This window comes from Nocardia sp. NPDC050175, from assembly GCF_044459885.1.
GTDB lineage: Bacteria > Actinomycetota > Actinomycetes > Mycobacteriales > Mycobacteriaceae > Nocardia.
Genome location: NZ_JBITJI010000007.1, coordinates 183,534 through 200,874, shown reverse-complemented (window position 1 = coordinate 200,874; position 17,341 = coordinate 183,534). Strand labels below are relative to the sequence as shown.

Genomic DNA, 17,341 nt, shown 5'->3' with positions numbered 1-17,341 from the left:
GTCGTCGTACGCTGAAATGATGTCGGACATCTCCGAACCGGACTTCGAGCGGCTGGTCGAGCTATTGGCCGGCCGCCGGGTGGTGGTGCTGACCGGTGCCGGTGTGTCGACCGACAGCGGTATCCCCGACTATCGCGGTCCGTCCTCGCCACCGCGCAATCCGATGACCTATCAGCAGTTCGTCGGTGACGCGGTGTTTCGGCAGCGGTATTGGGCGCGTAATCACATCGGCTGGCGGCGGATGGATGCGTCGCGGCCGAATCCGGGGCATCGCGCGCTGGCGCGGTTGGAGCGGATGGGTGTGGTGAGTGGGCTGATCACCCAGAATGTGGATCTGCTGCATACGAAGGCGGGGCATCGTCGGGTGATCGATCTGCACGGCACCTATGCGCGGGTGCGGTGCTTGCGTTGCGCTGCGTTGATTTCGCGGATGGCGTTGGCGGAGCGGCTCGAGGCGGCGAATCCGGGGTTTGCCGAGGGGGCGACGACCAATGGGGTGGAGGTCGCGCCGGATGCCGACGCGGTTGTCGCCGATACCGACAGTTTTCGGATGGTCGATTGTGCGGGCTGCGGGGGAATGCTCAAGCCCGACATCGTCTATTTCGGGGAGAATGTGCCGAAGGAGCGGGTGGCGGCGGCGTTCGAGCTCGTCGACGAGGCGGACGCGTTGCTGGTTGCGGGGTCGTCGTTGACGGTGATGTCCGGGCTGCGGTTCGTGCGGCATGCGGCGAAACGTGGGCGGCCGGTGGTGATCGTCAACCGCGGAAATACTCGTGGGGACGAGTTGGCGTCGCTGACTGTTGATGCGGGATGCTCGGGCGCTCTTGTCGCACTTGCCGACAGGCTCGGAGATGCGCGCGTTCTTGCCGGAGCAGCGGTGTAGTCGACTTTTGTTGTGGCGCAATGCGCGTCGTTGCATCGCGTGCGTGTGGGCATTCGATGCCACTGATGGCGGGCGGCAGGCTTATACGGCGGGCTTTGCGAAAGTATCGCCGGTTGAATGACCTGCTTGCAGTCGATGCGAACACGCATGCTGTGCCGAACGAGGCTATTCGGCGGCCCGGAACTCTTCCCCTTTCAACATATACCGCATGGGTGGGCTTGCGGCAAGGCCCCGTCGGTGCCGCATACTCGCAGGCCCGAGTTGGCGCGTCCGCTGAATGGCGGTCGCCCGGCGCGATTTTCGACAGGTGCGGATTGTCCGATAGGGCTGCATCCCGAGATGGAGGAACATTGGCTGAGGAAATGGCGACGCAGGTCGGTCCGTCGCGGCTCGACATCGCCTATGAACGCTTCGGCGACACAGCACTACCGCCGGTGCTGCTGATCATGGGTGGCGGCGCGCAGATGATCAACTGGCCGGACGGCTTCTGCACCGAGCTGGTCGACCGCGGCCTGCACGTCGTCCGGTTCGACAGTCGCGACACCGGCCACTCGACACACCTGTCCGACGCACCCGTCGTCGATATGCCCGCGGCGATGGCCGGTGACCTCACCACCGCCTCATACACCCTGTCGGACATGGCCGCCGACACCGTCGGCCTCCTCGACACACTCGGCTTCGACAGCGCCCACCTCGTCGGCCTGTCCATGGGCGGCATGATCGCGCAGACGATCGCGATCGAGTCCCCCGACCGGATCCGATCATTGACCTCCATCAGTTCCCGCACCGGCGCCCCCGGCGTCGGCGACGCCGACTTCGCCGCCATCGGCCCGCTGGGTCCGCAACCGCACGATCGGCAAAGCTACATCGACTGGCAGGTCCGGGCCTCACGGGCGATCTGGTCGCCAGGATTCGCCTTCGACGAAACCGCGGTCGCCGAAACGGCCGGACGCGTGTACGACCGGGGCCGCGACCACGAGGCGATGATGCGCCACTTCGTCGCTGTCCTGGCCTCCGGTGATCGGACCGCACAACTGAAGTCGTTGCAGGTACCGACCTTGGTGCTGCACGGTGCCAACGATCTGATGTGCGGCGTCAGCGGCGGCCGCGCCACCGCCGACGCCGTCCCCGGCGCGAAACTGATGATCTTCGACGGCATGGGCCACCACCTGCCCCGCGAACTGTGGCCGACCTTCGCAGACAACATCGCCGAACTCGTGCACCGCGCGGAGGCTGCCACCAACTGAGCCACCAGCTGGCGGCGGACCTACTTCTTCACGCAGCCGTTTCGCCGTGCGCGTAGCTTTCAGGCCGAATTCGATACGGTGCGGATCGATCCCAGCGAGCTGGCTCCGCGAGCAGGCACGCTCGCGGAGCCGTCGACTGCTAGGTCGGGCATCGAGCCACAGCGGTCACGACACCGGTCGCGCCTGGGTCGACCTTCTCGGCGAATCGCGGATTACAGCACGGCCGGCTCCAGGTCGTCGGTCTGCTGGGGTGCCGCGTCAGCCGGAATTTGGCTGGGGCGCAACGCAATCGCCAACACGGCCGCGCCGGTGAGTGCGATGAGCATGGTCCATACCGCGCCGACGTGCATGGCGTGGATGAACGCGGCGTCGGCGGCCCGGGCCAGGTCGGGGCTGTGGATCACCGTTGCGGCATGTCTGGTTTGTTCGGCGGAGACCTGTGCCCGGTCCCGTACGTCGGCGGGTAGGTCGTGCAGTGCGGAATCAATGCCACGCCGGTAAGCGATCGACATGATCGTGCCGCCTACCGCGATGCCGAGCACGCTGCCGGTTTGTCGCACGGTGTTGGTGACCGCGGATCCGGCGCCGGCCTGTGCCAACGGCAGGGTGTTCATCAGTGCCGCGGTCGTGCTGCCCATCACGATGCCGATCGACAGGCCCTGGACCAGCAACACGATCTCGTTCCAGACGAGCGGGGTATGCAATCCGAAGAAGGCGAAGCTGCCCATCGCCAGTGCCGCCACCGCGAGAGCGGTCGCGGTGACCGGGCGTAGCGACCAGCGGCGCACCAAACGGATGCCGAGCGGGCCCCCGACCATCGCGCCGAGTGCGGCCGGGAACGTGGCGAACCCGGCCTGCAGGGGTGAGAAGCCCCGGGCGCCTTGCAGATAGAACGCGCCGTAGAAACCGGCGGCGGTCATCGCGAAAAGCAGTAGCCCGAGCGCAGCGTTGCCGCCGCCGAACGTCCGGTGCGCGAGTAGCCGGGGATCGAAGCTGGGCTGACGGCTGCGCAGTTCCACGAACACGAACGCGCTCAACAGGATCAGGCCCGCCGCGATCGGCGCCCAGACATCCACCGGCGTCCAGGAGGCCACCTGCCCCGCGCGAATCAGCCCGTAGGCCAACGCGGCCAGCCCGGTGATCGACAGCAGCAGGCCGGTCAGGTCGAGCGGACGCGGGGTGGGGCTGCGGAATTCCGGGATCAGCACGGCGATCCCCACCAACCCGACCAGCACCGCCGGGACATTGATGAGAAACACTGAGCCCCACCAGAAATGGTCGAGCAGCACCCCGGCGAGCAGCGGACCGGCCGCTATCCCGACACCCGCGGAGGCGGAGGAAATGCCGATTGCGGTTGCCCGTGCGGGACCGGTGAACGTCCAGGTGAGGATGGCCATCGTGGCGGGCATGATCAACGCGCTGCCCACGCCCATCACGGCACGCGCGGCGATCAGCTGGTCTGCGTCACCGGCGTAGGCCGCCCATATCGATGCGGCGGCGAAGGTCGCCATGCCCGTGGCGAGCACGGTCCGGTGACCGAATCGGTCGCCCAGTGCGCCTGCGGTGAACATCAATGCGGCGAAGACCAGGGTGTAGGAGCCGGTCGCCCACTGCAGCTGGGCGGGTGTGGCGCCGAGGCCGCGGACCGGGTCGGCGAGGGTTTGGAAGGTCAGGCTGAGGATGGTGTTGTCCATCCAGATCAGGAACGAGGACAGCACGAGTACGGCGAGGATCAACCGCTGCCTGGACTTCGGCACCGTGGGAGACGTGAGCATGAAAACCTTCGCTAAGATTGGCAAGAACCTGACGATTAACTTCGCATAGTCGTCAGGAACCTGTCAATATCGAGGAGGTCTTTTCGTTGGGTTCCTACCGGGACGAGGTCGGGTCGCTGACGTTCATGGTCCGCAAGGTGTGGCTGAACATGCGGGCGGCAATCGGGGAGGAGCTCAAGACCTTTGGGCTGTCCACCTCCCAATACGCCACCCTGATGATGGCCGCCGCCCACCCCGGCATGTCGGTCGCCGACATCGCCCGCGAGGTCGCCAGTACCCGCCAGGCCGCCAACGAAATGCTCACCGGCCTCGAACAAGAGGGCCTCATCGAACGCCGCCCCCACCCCTCCGACCGCCGCACCCACCAGATCACCGTCACCGATTCCGGACGAGCACGCCTGGCCGAAGCCCGAATCGCCGTCGGCCGCCGCGAAGCCGAACTAGAAGCCACCTTCACCCCTGCCCAACAAGCCGCGATCCGCGACTGGCTCGACGGCATCTCTGACGCCTGCCACTGACCGTGGTCGTAATGCGCTGCGAGGCAGACGAATTGGCGGTAGGACGCTGCGGATTGGTCGAGGATCGGCGGCGGCGCACTGTGAGCCCGCCGCGACGAGGACCATCAGCTCGGTGGCGAAGGCCGCGCACGGGTGGAGAACGTGGCGGCCTTCGCTTCATCTACCGGTGGGTTCCGGCCTGTGCGGGCGTTCCGATTTCGGTGAGCCCGGTGAGGGCTTGGGGCAGTGGGCCTTCGTGGAGGACGCCGAGGCGTTGGGTTGCGCGGGTGAGGGCGACGTAGAGTTCGGCGGCGCCGCGTGGGCCGTCGGCGAGAATTCGTTCCGGGTCTACGACGAGGACGGCGTCGAACTCCAATCCTTTCGTCTCCGATGCGGTCACTGTCCCTGGTACGCGTGCTGGGCCGATCACGATGCTGGTGCCTTCGCGGTCAGCTTCTGCCTGGACGAATTCCTCTATAGCAGTGGGTAATTCGTCCTCAGTTACCTGTCTGGACCATGGTTGGACGCCGCATGCGCGGACCGATTCGGGTGGCTGGACGCCGGGGGCGAACTCGGCGAGTAGGGCGGCGGCGACGGTCATGATTTCGGCCGGGGTGCGGTAGTTGACCGTCAGGGAACGGTAGGCCCAGCGGCCGGGGACGTAAGGCGCCATCATCATGTCCCATGAGGTGGCGCCGGCTACTGATCGGCGTTGGGCGAGGTCGCCGACGATCGTGAACGATTTGCTCGGGCAGCGGCGCATCAGCACTCGCCAGTCCATTTCGGACAGTTCTTGGGCCTCGTCGACCACGACGTGGCGGTAGGTCCAATCGCGGTCTGCCGCAGCACGTTCGGCGAGTTCTCTGGTGTCGCGTTCGAGGAAGCGGTCGGCCAGGTCTTCGGCGTAGAGGAGGTCCTGGGCGAACAGGTGGTCCTCGTCGTCCATCATGTCCTCGCGGCCGACCATGACGTCCAGCACGCCGGCGGCGTACTCGGCCTCGGCTTTTCGTTCCCGCTCGGCGGTCTGGTCGGCCGGTTTGTCGGGGCCGAGCAGGTCGAGCAGTTCGTCGAGGAGTGGTACGTCCGACACTGTCCATGCCGCGCCGTTCGTGCGGAACAGTGCCGCGTCGGCACCTGCCGCGCGCAGTCGTTCGGGCGACGAATACAGCTGTGCCAGTAGTGTTTCCGGCGTCAGGATCGGCCAGAGTTCGTCGAGGGTGGCGGCGAACGTGTCGTGCGTCGCGAGCTCTTCGGTCAGGTCTTCGCGCAGTTGCTCCCATGCTTCGCGGTCGTCCCTGGTCAACCAGTCCCGGCCGATCCGGGCGATCGCTCGTTCGGTGAGCACATACGTGATGATGTCGCGGAACACCGCTTGCGCCTCGTTGTGCGGGCGCCCGCTCGTGCGCGCCTCCTCCCTGGCCCACTCGGCGGTCTCGGCGTCTATGCGCACGGTGACGTCCGCCAGTTCGATCGTCACCGGATCCTTGGGTAGTCGCTGGCGATCGGCGACTGCCGCGGCTAGCACGTCCAGGATCTTCAGTGAACCCTTGAGTTTCGCGGCTTGCGGGGCGTCCTCGGCGGTGACGCGCAGGCCGGGCACGAGCTCGCCCGCGGTCGTGAACACCACGTTGGTCTCGCCCAGTGAGGGCAGGACGTGGGCGATGTGGTTCAGGAAGGCAGGATTGGGACCCACCACCAATACGCCCTGGCGTTCCATCCGCTCGCGCTGGGTGTAGAGCAGATAGGCGACGCGGTGCAGCGCCACCACGGTCTTCCCGGTGCCGGGGCCGCCCTCGATCACCAGCACGCCCGGATGGTCGAGTCGGATGATCTCGTCCTGCTCGGCTTGGATCGTCGCGACGATGTCGCGCATGCCCTCACCGCGCGGTGCGTTGACCGCGGCGAGCAGGGCCGCGTCGCCGCGCTCGCCGTCATCGGGTCGGCCGAGCACCTCGTCGGTGAAGTCGACCACCTGACGTCCACGGGTGTGGAACTGGCGGCGCCGACGCATGTTCTCCGGTGTCGCGGCGGTGGCGACGTAGAACGCACGCGCGGCGGGTGCGCGCCAATCGAGCAGCAGTGGCTCGAACTCGTTCGCTTCGTCGTAGAGGCCGATTCGGCCGATGTAGGAATGTTCGCCCGAGAGGGTGTCCAATCGACCGAAGCACAGTCCGTTGTCGGCGACGTCCAGCCGGTGCACCGACTTGCCCAGTGCGCGCACCTGGTCCTCGCGTTCCATCGCGGAAACGTTTCTGCCGCGCAACGCGGCGCTGTACTGGCCTTTCGCTCGCGCGCGTTCGGCGTCCAGACGCGTGTAGAGCCCGGCCACATAGGTCCGCTCGGACCTCAATTCCTCTTCATACCCCTGAGTAGACATGTGCCCCTTCCCTTTTCGCTGGCTCGACGGTGTCACGCGGGCACGTTCGCTCGTTCTCGGCTGATCGCGTCGAACAGTAGTGTCGTGGCCGCTGTCGCACCGTCGGTGTGGATCGTGGTGGCCACGGCTTTAGCTCGTGTGCAGGTCAGGGCGGTCGTGAACGCGGCTGCGGTGGTCGTTCCGTCCTGCGCCGCGCCGATCCTCAACTCTGCCACTCTGCTGTGCCAGTACTGCTGGTCGGCCAGTCGCGGTACGACCGTCCGCGCGCCCGTCGTGTTCGTGCCCCCGGCCAGCTCCACGAATTCCGGCAACCCCCGCGCACCGACTGACCGCAACGCCGCCGCAAGCCCCACCATCGGCTCGACATTCCCGCGCGACCCGAACGTCGACAACAACACACGCAACTCGTGACTCCCATTTCCGCAGGTTCTGGCCTCGGCCAGCGAGTATGCGCCACCACCGGGGTCTTGCCGCAAGCCCCCGGGTGCGTTATATATTGAATACGGAAGGGAGTCAGTGGCTCCTTTCCCTTTTTCTTGTCCGCTGTCGACGGACAACCCCCTCACAGGCACTGGGCGGAGCCTTGCTGCTCTTCGGGATCTGCACCCTTTCTGGCGTCCGTGGTGAGTGCAGGTCGCCGAGCGGGAACTGGTGTCACGCGGCTCTCGGGCGTTGCCTACACCAGTTCCTCCAGCGGCTCCTACTCGTCGGCGTCACCCGCACCCCTCGACGTTTTCGCCGCCGCCATCGACTACGTCGGCATCTCCAATCTGGCGAACTTCCTCCGCATGATCCCTCCGTACTCCAAGCCGCACACCGCCAACGACTGGCAGACCCACCCGCTAGCCCTTTCCGGTGTCGTACTCCTGCACGTAGACCGTGTCGACTCCCAGTGGACCGATCACCGTTCCGCCGCCCGGATGCCCGAGTGGCGTTGTCCGGCCGGGCAGCGGCTCGGTGAAGAACCGGGCGTTTTCGGTGACGAACTGCTCTTGCCCGGCGGGAAGGTCGTCCTCGTAGTAGATCGCCTCGACCGGGCAGGCCGGTTCGCAGGCGCCGCAGTCGATGCATTCGTCGGGCTGGATGTAGGCCATCCGGTTGCCGATGAAGATGCAGTCGAGCGGGCACTCCTCGATGCAGGCCCGATCCAGGACATCTACGCAGGCGGCGCCGATCACGAACGTCACAATGTTCTCCTCGCTGTCCTTGACCCGCGATTCGGGATGTCTAGGATCCTGCTGCTCGCCCGCGTGGCCGGGTAGTGGCCCAATGCCGACCACCCCATAAGCTGCCCTTATGACCCTGCCGCCGGGAACACCCGATCTGGAGGCGCTCGATCTGCTCGCATCCGTGGCGGAATTGGGCAGCCTCGGCGCGGCCGCGCGACGGCACGGCATCAGCCAGCCCGCCGCCAGCATGCGGATCAGTGCACTGGAGGGCCGACTACACCTGCGACTGCTGGATCGCGGACCCACCGGCTCGGCATTGACCGACGCCGGGCACACCGTGGTCGAACTCGGCCGACCGGTGCTGGCGGCAGCGCTGGCACTGACCGAGGGAATCACGGCCCTGCACCGCGCCGAGCGACCGAGCCTGCACATCGTGGCGTCGAAAACCATTGCCGACTACCGCATTCCGCATTGGCTGACCGCCCTGCGCAAGATCCGCCCGCAACTGGCGATAGCACTGGACGTCGCGAACTCCCGACAGGTCACCGCGGCGGTCCGCGACCGCGAAACCGAACTCGGCTTTGTCGAAGGACCGCATCCGCCAACGGGATTGGGCAGTCGCGTCCTCGTCGCCGACGAACTCGTCGTAGTTGTCGCGCCGACCCATCCGTGGGCCACCCGCCGCCGCCCGGTGACCCCACGCGAACTCGCCGACACCCCACTGCTGTGGCGGGAGAAGGGTTCCGGAACCCGAGACACGGTCTGGGAGGCGCTCGAGATCCACGGCACCCCGGCCCCGCCCGCAGCCGAACTCGGTTCGGCCGCAGCGATTCTCGCCACGACCCGCAGCGGCGCCGCCCCCGCCGTGGTCAGCCGCCTGATCGTGGCGCACGAACTGAGCGCGGGCACCCTCCACGAGGTACGTCTGTCCGACTCCCTCGCCTTGACCAGAAAGTTCCGCGCCATCTGGCACCGCCGAACACCACCCAGTGGCCCCGCCGCCGACTTGGTCGAGCTGGCTGCCCGCATCGAGGCAGCACGAACGAGCAGGCCGCGACCGCATTGACGGCGGATCAGTCGGCTGTTGCAGAGTGCCGAGACTGCGGTCAGCGATCGACATCGCGGTGCCCGGATATCTGCCATTCCAGCCCGGCCCGGCCGGATTCACCACCGTATGGGATATCTACGACGCCAACGGTGACCCCCCCAACGCCGAACTCGTCAACGCCACCGTCACCCTGCAGAGCTGACCGGTCACGAACTCGGTACGCCGGCCTCGCGCGGGGACTTGTCGGGACGCAGGCCGCGCCAGCTCGGGTGGCGTAACCCGTCGGCGCCGGCCTCGCGGAACTCGATGTCGGCGACGAGTTCGGGTTCGACCCAGTGTGCGACGGCTTCCACGGGGCGTGGGGGTGGGACGTCGAAAGGGCTGTCGGGGCGGGCGATTTCGTTGAGTCGCAGTTGTAGGGCCTTGCGGTCGCGCATGGTCCAGCCGGTGCCGACGTTGCCGATGTGGATCAGGCGGCCCGCGTTGTCGTAGGCGCCCATCACGATGGAGCCGAAGATGCCGGAGTAGCGGCCGTTGCCGGGGAGCCAGCCTGCGACGACGACCTCGGTGGTTCGGCGCAGCGGGGTTTTGATCCACGCGGGGGAGCGGCGGCCCGGCTGGTAGGTGGAGTCGAGGCGCTTGGCGATGATGCCTTCGAGTCCGTGGTCGCGGGCGACGCCGAGCATCGTGGTGGGGTCGATGTTGGCGTAGTAGGGCGGGGTGCGGGCGATCGGCAGGTCGATCGCCAATTCATCGAGGCGGGCGCGTCTTTCGATATAGGGGCGAGCTAGGAGGGACTCTCCGCTGTCGGCAAGCAAATCGAAAACGAGGTATTGGATCGGTATTTCCTGCAGGAGTTCGAGGCTGGGATTCACGACATGCATCCGGTGCTGCAGCCGACGGAAAGACGGCACACCGGTGCTCGGCTCGGGGGCCACGATCTCACCATCGATCAGCACTTCCCTGCCACCGAGGAAGTCGGCGAAAACACTGGTCAACTCCGGAAAAGAACTACTCAGATCGCGATTGGTCCGACTGTAGAAGCGGCATTGCCCGTTCGCCGTCCGACCGATGGCCCGAATGCCGTCCCATTTCATCTCGATCGCCCATAGACCGATGTCTGTCGGTGGTCGCCCGGGGACGGCCAGCATCGGCAGCGGCACTGATTGCACAAGATCAGCATACTGTCAGCTACCGATTTGTCCGGTCATGAATCATGCTTTCAGCTATCCGGTATTCGGGCCTGCGGTGAGGTAACGCGTCAGCATGGCGACCAATTCGTTCTCGAAAACGGCGGTATCGACGGGATGGGTGCGGCCGGCAGGTGGTGTACCAGTAACTCGATCGTGGCGACGAAGCCGTGACTTGATGTACGTAGCGTGCTCTTGACGATGCAGCGTGCGTCAAGACCACGCTTCGTACGTCAAGTCGGGCGAGCGACCGCGGGATGCTCCGGGGCGGGGGCGGTGGTCGATGTCATCGCCGATGGACGCCTCGACTTCGGCATCGGCGTCGGTGGCATGCCGAAGCACGATCCGCAGTTCGAGACGCTGGTGGCACCCGAGTACAACGCCTACGGCATTCCGACGGGCAGTTGGGGTGACGCGGTCGCCGACCTCGCCGAAGCGTGCACGATCATCCGGCGGATGTGGACCGAAACGGTCTTCGACTTCGCGGGCGAGCACCACCAACTCACCGCAGCCCGCTGCAACCCCAAGCCGATCCAGCAACCGCATCCCCCGATCCTGATCGCGGGCATCGGGACGGCCACCTTGCGTGTGGTAGCCGAACACGCGAACATCTGGAACGTCATCGGCCCGCCCCGCAACACCATCGCGTACCTGCGACAGCGCAGCAGCGTCCTCGACGAACACTGCGCCGCGATCGGACGTGACCCTCGAGAGATCACCCGCTCAGCCCAGATCGCCGTCTCCTACGAGGATCCCGCGCAATCCCGACAGCATCTTCGCCAGCTGATCGGCGCCGGATTCACCCACCTCGTCCTCGTACTACCTGCGCCGTATCCGAACGAGGTCGCGCGTTGGGCAACCGATGAGCTCATCTCGCCAACACTCGACCAAGTTGCGCACTGATATTCCTTTACCTATAAATACGTCGTTGGAACATTCCAATTTGATTCCGACGCAAGACATTCCGCGAGTATGCGAGACGGCGATGCTCCGCAAATTATTGGACTGAATCAGCGGGGTTTCGACGAAAGTGTCAGTAGCGCAATGCAATCTCCTCGACCATGTCCGAGTCCGCGCTACACCACCTGGAGGAGCTGATGACGACGGGATACGAGAATAAGAGTGACTTCGCTCGTATGTATGTGGCGGAGGGACGGGCCGAAGTCGAGGCGGCGGGAGTTGCACGCATGGTCCTGGAGGCCCTCGATATCCGAGGCATCCCGGTCAGCGACGAGGTTCGCGCGCGGATCTCCAGCTGCACCGATGTGGATCAGCTCGGAATCTGGCATCGTCGTGCGGTGCTCGCCGACTCGGCGAACGAGGCCTTTGCCCTCTCGGCAGACGATCTGTATATCTGACGTCCTAGTTCCCCGCTTCGGCTGGTGACGCAGCGGCGTTGTGTCCGTGCGGTATTCGCCGCCTGCCGGTCGGCTAGTCTCGGCGGATGAGTACATTGCCGCCGCCGACTCGGGTTGAGGGGCGTGGCGGGCGGGGTGGTCCGTCGGGTGTCAAGCAGGCGGTTTTCCTGGTGTGTGGGGTGATCGCGGGTGCTGTGCTTGCGGGTGCTGCGCCGCGGGTGGGGAATCAGCCGGTGTGGTTGGCCGGTTTGATTCCGGCCCTGTGGGTTGTGTCGATCGGGCTGATCGTTGTCTTGGCGTGGCGGACACGATCGGTGATCGGAGCGGTCGAGCGGACCAGGGTGGGGCCGGTCGAGTACCTGGGTGCGGTGTCTGCGGTTGCTGGGGGCGTGCTCGTCCGTGATGCGGGCACGGCTCAGCTTGTCGGCGGTGGGTTGCTGGTGTTCGCGTTGGTTCTGCTGGCTCTGGCCGTGATCGGCCAGGTGTATCGGCGTCAGCGGCGAGGCGCGGCGGCGAAACTGCGTTCGCGGTCGGTTCGCACGAGCGGAGTGGTGACTTCTACTGGGCTGGAAGACTTTCCGGCGACACCGAATCCGAAGGTGGCACGGCTGACGGTGGTCTTCACCGACAACGTCGGCACCCAACGATGGCTGACGCCGACCGCATTCCAGGTGCCCGGCAGGCCGATCGACATCGATGACGAAGTCGTCGTGTGGTTCGATCCGGAGCGTCCCGGCGATATCGCGCGGATCGTGGTGGAGTTCGACAATGGAGTCAGCCGAATCGTGCAGACCCGGTAGCTCAGAGGCCGAGTTTGGTGACGGCGTTGTCTTCCAAGGGGTTTGCGGTACGGATGTAGCCGTGCACGGTGCGCGGGTTCGACCAGCGGCCTTGGCGCATGATCTCGCGGTCGCTGGCACCGCCGAGAGCAGCCTGGGTGGCGAAGCCTGCGCGCAGGGAGTGGCCGGAAAAGAGGTCGGGGTCGAGACCGGCGCGGGCGGCGTAGCGTTTGACGAGTTCGGCGACGGCGCGGCCGGACATCGGGGTGGCGCCGACCGTACCGTGACGATTTATGGTGGGGCACAAGGGTAGGTCGGGTTGCTCGGCGAGAGCGGTTCCGGTGAAGCCGTGACAGCGGTGAATGTCCGGGTCGACGGCAGTCTCGGTGAGGTGGGCGCGCAGGCCCGATGCGCCTTCGGCAGTGTGTATTTCGAGCAAGCGGACCCAGTCGGCGAAGGCGCAGACGGGGCAGGTGCGTGGACGTTGACCGCGTGGCAGTGCGACGCGTTGTTCGGCGACACCGGTGGGGTCGGTCTTCGTCGACGGCAGCCGCACCAGCAGCACCGGTTCACCGGTGGCGTGATCGAGTTGCACCTCGACGTCGGCGATACGCAGTCCAGCGAGCTCACTGCGACGCAGTGCGCCAGCGAATCCGATCAACAACACGAGCGCATCGCGACGCCGGGCCGGTTCGGTAGGCCAGCCGGGTTCGGGTAGCCCGGCCAACAGTTGATCGAGAGTGTGCAACAGTACGGGGCGTTTACGTTTCGGCTGTGTGCGCCGAGTACGCCGGATACCGCGCAGCGTCAGCCGGACCACGTCGGAGCGGGTGGGCGACGGCAACCCGTTCGCCGCATGCACCGCGGCGATCGCAGCCGACTTGCGTTCCAGAGTCGCCGCACTGAACGCCCACTCGCCGGTGTCGCGCCGCGCGTCAGCCGCCGCGGCCAGATATACCGCGACATCGAGCGGATCAGCGGGCATCGCCTGCCGCGTCTCGGCCAAACACCACGCCGACCACGCGATCCAGTCGGTCCGATAGGCGCGCAACGTATTCGCCGACTGCGAAGCCTCGAGATACCGCCGCAGCGACCCCGCCTGATTATCGTCGAACCGCTCCCGCACCAACCGCAACGCGGCCGCATCCACGAGAACACTCCGCACCCCACGCCGCAACTCGGTCCGCACCGACTCCGGCATCGCGACGACAGCAGCGCCCTCTTCCATCGACCAGCTCCCTATTCCTAGACCGGTCCCATTCTCCTGCTGCCCCAGTCCAATTCACGGCATCACCCGTCTCCCCGCGCGTCGGGCAGCTCACTACGCCGCGTACCGAACACGCGATAAGCACGGAGACCGCCCAGGGGGCGACAGCGACCTCTCCGCCACTGTGGGTCGCGCCGATGGTGCGGAGGGTTACGCCAAGTTCGGCCACCGCGGGCAGTGCCAGGTGCTTCCGTCCCATTCCACCAGAAATGGTTCGGCGTGCGGCAACGGTGTTCCCCACACACGGGCGCCGAGGGTGCACAGCGACGCGATAGTCAGCGTGAGGCTGGCGACGTGGCCGACTGTGACGACGGTTTCGCCGGAGGTTGGCAGCCGCGATTTGGTGGAAGGCAGCGCTCATGCGGGTAAGCACCTGCCTCCCCGACTCACCGTCGGCGACTCGCTGGTCCAGATCGCGCTCAATGATCCACGCCCGCAACACGTCAGCTGTCTGTCGCCGCACCGCGGGATCGGTGGTCCCTTCGTGCCGGCCGATGCCGACCTCGGCCAGTGCGGCCAGCGCCACGATATCGAGACCCCTGCTTGCAGCAAGTGCCGCAGCGGTCTGTTGTGCGCGCACCGCGGTACTGCAGTAGATCCGGCGAATCGGCTCTCCGTCCAGAACACGGGCAGCGGCTATAGCTTCGCGCCGTCCACGCGGGGTGAGCGCCGCCGCCGGTACCGCTCCCGCGACACCTGCGATGACATTCTCCGATTCCGCATGCCGCAGACACCAGACCTTGACGCAGTCACTCATACCCGCCAGTTCTACCGCGCGTTCAGAACAAACCGCTGTTTGTAATCTGGTGCCCTATGCCAGAATTCGCGAATGAGTACCACCGCAGTCCATCTGGTGCAGGATGACGAACTGGTTGGCGTCGCCCAACTTCGTTGGCAGTGGTTCCAAGAGATCCGCGGGACGCCGGCGACTTCGCAGGAAGAGTTCACACGATCGTTCGTGGCTTGGGCTCAGGCCAACAGATCGTCGCACCGCTGTCTGGTGTTGGTCGAAGACACCGTGGTCATCGGGATGGCGTGGTTGGCGATCTACCAACGCGTGCCGAGCGTAAGTACTCCGCAACGCCTTTCGGGTGACGTGCAGAGCGTGTACGTAGTGCCCGACCGTCGAGACAGCGGGCTCGGCAGCCGGCTCATCGATGCTGTCGTGACTCTTGCCGATCAACTGGGATTGAAGCCGCTCACCGTCAACTCCAGCACCAAGGCGATCAATGCCTACGTCCGGCGTGGCTTCGTGACCTCGCCGGCGCTGCTGAAGGCCGAATTCGTGCGCTGAGCTCGGCCTATGGCGCAGGGACCGGGGTTCGGTTGGGGCGGAACCGCATCGGTGATTCGGTGTACTCCTCGAGGGTGTGCGCGATCCAGCCGATGGTGCGGGCGATGGCGAAGATCGCCTCTCCGGCATCGGGGCGCATGCGGTAGGCGTGCATGAGTACTGCCAGGGCGAGGTCGATGTTCGGTATGGCGGCTTGGGGTGCGCCGAGTTGGTCGGTGATGGTATCGATGGCGGTCAGGGCCGGTGCGGCGGCGGGGACGGATCGGAGCAGGGCGAGCAGCAGTTCGGCGCGGGGGTCGGTGGTGCGGTAGATCAGGTGTCCGAAACCGGGCAGTCCGCCGCCCAGGCGTAGCCGTTCGGACGCCGCGCCGAGCGGGTCGGCGATGGCATCGTCGAGGAAGCGGTACGCGACAGTGCTTGCCGCGCCATGGTATTGGCTGTCCAGGGCGCCGAGGCCAGCGGAGACGACGCCGTAGGGATGGACTCGCGCGCTGGCCGCGACCCTGGCGGCCATGGTGGAGATCGCCAAGCCGTGGTCGGCCAGCAGTGTCAAGGTCGAGTCGAGCAGGCCTGCGGGTAAGGGGTCGTCGGTCAGGCTGGGCGCTAGCCGTTGGGCCAGCGTTCCGGAGTCGAGTTGCGTCGTGCCGAGGCAGTCGACTTCGACCGCGAGCAGGATGCGCGCCGTGCGCAGCACCCCCTGCGGCGACAGGTCGAAACGCAGCTGATCGCTTGCGCTGGCAACGGTCACCGCGACGCGCATCCGATCGGTCAGCCGAACATTCTCCGCCAGCGCACCGACCGCGGCACGGCAGGTCCTGAGAATCTCGCCAGGAGCGGTGAATTGCTGTGGTGGCGAGTCCAAGTCGCCGGTCCACAGCAGACCGGCCACAGATTCGATCGGCTGCGCCAGGTCCTCGACGTTGTGGCCGCGGTAGTACAACCGGTCGTCCTCGATGCGCGAGATCGCCGTGACGATGTCCGCCATCGTCCCGCGGCGCTCGCCACCATGCCGCCGCCCTTGCGCCAGCCGAGCCACCTCGTCCTCCCGGAACAGACTGCCCCGACGGCCCGCGGCCGGGATCTTGGTCAACAGTCCCCGGCTGACGTAGGCGTAAACGGTCTCGGGCTTGATCTCGAGACGACTCGCCACCTCGGCGGTGGTGAGGTGGCGTGCGTCACCTTTCGCGTCCATGACCTGCCTCTCCGCGTTCATATTGACTTGATCAATATTGACTCTAGTTGACCGTGATCGCACAGTTCAGTCAAGGAGGTCTGAACGATGACTATCAACGGTGTTGAACTCGATGAGCTGATCGACGTGCCTGCCGGGCTACGCAATGTGGTGGCGGCCGAGACGCGATTGGGTGATGTTCGCGGGCAGGAAGGCTTCTATCACTATCGCCAGTACTCGGCGATCGACCTGGCATCCGCATGCACCTTCGAAGAGGTGTGGTTTCTGCTGTTCGAGGGCCGATTGCCCGACCCGGCGGAGCTGATCGAGTTCACCGACCAGGTGGCGCGAGCACGGCAGCTGCCGCCGGAACTGCTCCCGGTGTTGCCGATCATCGCGGCCAGTGGGGATCCGTTCCGGCCGATGGTCGGCTTGCGGACAGCCCTGTCGATGCTGGCCGCGGTGCGCGATCTGCAGCCGGTGTGGGACGGCGACCCCGCGTCACGTAAGGCCGACGCGCTGTTGATCTGCGCGGTGACGCCGACGATCCTGGCCGCACTGCACCGGCTCCACCGTGGGCTGGAACCGGTTGTCCCGCAGGCGGATTTGTCGACGGCAGCGAACTGGCTGTACATGCTGACCGGCGAACTGCCGGAAAAACAGGCCAGTCGGGCGATCGAGCAGTACCTGATCGCGACGATCGATCACGGATTCAATCCCTCCACCTTCACCGCGCGGGTTGTAGCCTCCACCGGTGCCGATGTCGCGTCGGCGGTCGTCGCGGCGATCGGCGCGTTCTCCGGACCGCTGCACGGTGGTGCGCCGGACCGGGCGTTGGACGGATTGGATGAGATCGGCAGTGCGGATCGCATCGACGGCTGGGTCCGCGACAAAGTCGCCAACGGTGACCGGGTGATGGGTTTCGGTCATGCCGTGTATCGGACCGCGGATCCTCGTTCGGTGCTGTTGCGCGACATCGGCATTGGACTCGGCGGCGAGCTCGTCGAGTTCGCGACTACGGTGGAACGCCGGGTCACCGAGGTACTCGCCGAACTCAAGCCCGGTCGGGATCTCTATGCGAACGTCGAGTTCTATGCCGGGGTCGTGATGGAACTGTGCGGGATACCGCGCTCGATGTTCACCCCGACCTTCGCCACGAGCCGTGTCGTCGGATGGACCACCAACATTCTCGAACAGGCTGACACTGCGAAGGTTATCCGTCCGTCCGCGCGATACATCGGTCCGCGTGCCCCGCAACCGGTGCCGCGCAGGTCGGTCGGGTAGGT

The 17,341-nt window shown here is 66.1% G+C and carries 18 protein-coding genes; 11 read left to right on the top strand and 7 right to left on the bottom strand.

Annotated features, from left to right (window positions below; all coding sequences use genetic code 11):
* Window positions 1–19 precede the first annotated feature (19 nt).
* A complete protein-coding gene (locus ACIBK2_RS24930) occupies window positions 20–883 on the top strand; it encodes an NAD-dependent protein deacetylase (protein WP_396970283.1) in 864 nt (287 codons plus the stop codon).
* 350 nt (window positions 884–1,233) lie between these two features.
* On the top strand, window positions 1,234–2,130 hold the full coding sequence (locus tag ACIBK2_RS24925; RefSeq protein ID WP_396970281.1) for an alpha/beta fold hydrolase: 897 nt from the start codon (window positions 1,234–1,236) through the stop codon (window positions 2,128–2,130).
* Window positions 2,131–2,342: 212 nt separating this feature from the next.
* Here the strand turns inward: ACIBK2_RS24925 and ACIBK2_RS24920 are convergent, their stop codons facing one another.
* The gene (locus tag ACIBK2_RS24920) at window positions 2,343–3,905 is read right to left on the bottom strand and encodes an MFS transporter (RefSeq protein WP_396970279.1); all 1,563 of its coding nucleotides are present in this window, start codon (window positions 3,903–3,905) and stop codon (window positions 2,343–2,345) included.
* 86 nt (window positions 3,906–3,991) lie between these two features.
* Here ACIBK2_RS24920 and ACIBK2_RS24915 point away from each other — a divergent pair, with 86 nt between their 5' ends.
* Complete coding sequence (locus ACIBK2_RS24915) at window positions 3,992–4,423, top strand: MarR family winged helix-turn-helix transcriptional regulator (protein ID WP_396970277.1); 432 nt, start codon at window positions 3,992–3,994, stop codon at window positions 4,421–4,423.
* A 160-nt stretch (window positions 4,424–4,583) separates the two neighbouring features.
* On the opposite strand, the gene helR is transcribed toward ACIBK2_RS24915, so the two are convergent.
* Entirely contained in the window at window positions 4,584–6,779 is a 2,196-nt protein-coding gene (helR, locus tag ACIBK2_RS24910) for an RNA polymerase recycling motor ATPase HelR (RefSeq protein ID WP_396970275.1), read from the bottom strand.
* A gap of 84 nt (window positions 6,780–6,863) precedes the next feature.
* Here helR and ACIBK2_RS24905 point away from each other — a divergent pair, with 84 nt between their 5' ends.
* Window positions 6,864–7,190, top strand: a complete 327-nt coding sequence (locus tag ACIBK2_RS24905; protein ID WP_396970273.1) for a hypothetical protein — start codon at window positions 6,864–6,866, stop codon at window positions 7,188–7,190.
* A gap of 431 nt (window positions 7,191–7,621) precedes the next feature.
* Here ACIBK2_RS24905 and fdxA read toward each other — a convergent pair whose 3' ends face one another.
* Window positions 7,622–7,966 carry a ferredoxin gene (gene fdxA / locus ACIBK2_RS24900; RefSeq protein ID WP_396970271.1) on the bottom strand — a complete coding sequence of 115 codons (345 nt, stop codon included), beginning with the start codon at window positions 7,964–7,966 and terminating at the stop codon, window positions 7,622–7,624.
* Window positions 7,967–8,075: 109 nt separating this feature from the next.
* Here fdxA and ACIBK2_RS24895 point away from each other — a divergent pair, with 109 nt between their 5' ends.
* Both ACIBK2_RS24895 and ACIBK2_RS24890 read left to right on the top strand, forming a co-directional pair.
* Complete coding sequence (locus ACIBK2_RS24895; RefSeq protein ID WP_396970269.1) at window positions 8,076–9,014, top strand: LysR family transcriptional regulator; 939 nt, start codon at window positions 8,076–8,078, stop codon at window positions 9,012–9,014.
* A 25-nt stretch (window positions 9,015–9,039) separates the two neighbouring features.
* Complete coding sequence (locus ACIBK2_RS24890) at window positions 9,040–9,198, top strand: hypothetical protein (RefSeq protein WP_396970267.1); 159 nt, start codon at window positions 9,040–9,042, stop codon at window positions 9,196–9,198.
* A gap of 4 nt (window positions 9,199–9,202) precedes the next feature.
* On the opposite strand, the gene ligD is transcribed toward ACIBK2_RS24890, so the two are convergent.
* Entirely contained in the window at window positions 9,203–10,168 is a 966-nt protein-coding gene (ligD, locus tag ACIBK2_RS24885) for a non-homologous end-joining DNA ligase (RefSeq protein WP_396970265.1), read from the bottom strand.
* 294 nt (window positions 10,169–10,462) lie between these two features.
* Here ligD and ACIBK2_RS24880 point away from each other — a divergent pair, with 294 nt between their 5' ends.
* The 3 genes from ACIBK2_RS24880 to ACIBK2_RS24870 all read left to right on the top strand — a co-directional run bounded on the left by ACIBK2_RS24880 (window position 10,463) and on the right by ACIBK2_RS24870 (window position 12,344).
* Window positions 10,463–11,089, top strand: a complete 627-nt coding sequence (locus tag ACIBK2_RS24880; RefSeq protein ID WP_396970263.1) for an LLM class flavin-dependent oxidoreductase — start codon at window positions 10,463–10,465, stop codon at window positions 11,087–11,089.
* A 158-nt stretch (window positions 11,090–11,247) separates the two neighbouring features.
* Window positions 11,248–11,544 carry a hypothetical protein gene (locus ACIBK2_RS24875; protein WP_396970262.1) on the top strand — a complete coding sequence of 99 codons (297 nt, stop codon included), beginning with the start codon at window positions 11,248–11,250 and terminating at the stop codon, window positions 11,542–11,544.
* An 86-nt stretch (window positions 11,545–11,630) separates the two neighbouring features.
* Window positions 11,631–12,344, top strand: coding sequence for a hypothetical protein (locus ACIBK2_RS24870; RefSeq protein ID WP_396970260.1), 714 nt, complete (start codon window positions 11,631–11,633; stop codon window positions 12,342–12,344).
* A gap of 1 nt (window position 12,345) precedes the next feature.
* On the opposite strand, the gene ACIBK2_RS24865 is transcribed toward ACIBK2_RS24870, so the two are convergent.
* Together ACIBK2_RS24865 and ACIBK2_RS24860 are read right to left on the bottom strand one after the other, a co-directional pair.
* Complete coding sequence (locus ACIBK2_RS24865) at window positions 12,346–13,524, bottom strand: site-specific integrase (RefSeq protein WP_396970807.1); 1,179 nt, start codon at window positions 13,522–13,524, stop codon at window positions 12,346–12,348.
* Entirely contained in the window at window positions 13,427–14,347 is a 921-nt protein-coding gene (locus tag ACIBK2_RS24860; protein WP_396970258.1) for a histidine phosphatase family protein, read from the bottom strand. The genes ACIBK2_RS24865 and ACIBK2_RS24860 overlap by 98 nt, the downstream gene beginning before the upstream one ends.
* A 72-nt stretch (window positions 14,348–14,419) precedes the next feature.
* Here ACIBK2_RS24860 and ACIBK2_RS24855 point away from each other — a divergent pair, with 72 nt between their 5' ends.
* The gene (locus ACIBK2_RS24855; protein WP_396970256.1) at window positions 14,420–14,884 is read left to right on the top strand and encodes a GNAT family N-acetyltransferase; all 465 of its coding nucleotides are present in this window, start codon (window positions 14,420–14,422) and stop codon (window positions 14,882–14,884) included.
* Window positions 14,885–14,891: 7 nt separating this feature from the next.
* On the opposite strand, the gene ACIBK2_RS24850 is transcribed toward ACIBK2_RS24855, so the two are convergent.
* Complete coding sequence (locus tag ACIBK2_RS24850) at window positions 14,892–16,076, bottom strand: citrate synthase (protein WP_396970254.1); 1,185 nt, start codon at window positions 16,074–16,076, stop codon at window positions 14,892–14,894.
* Between the two features lie 87 nt (window positions 16,077–16,163).
* Here ACIBK2_RS24850 and ACIBK2_RS24845 point away from each other — a divergent pair, with 87 nt between their 5' ends.
* On the top strand, window positions 16,164–17,339 hold the full coding sequence (locus ACIBK2_RS24845; protein WP_396970252.1) for a citrate/2-methylcitrate synthase: 1,176 nt from the start codon (window positions 16,164–16,166) through the stop codon (window positions 17,337–17,339).
* Window positions 17,340–17,341 lie beyond the last annotated feature (2 nt).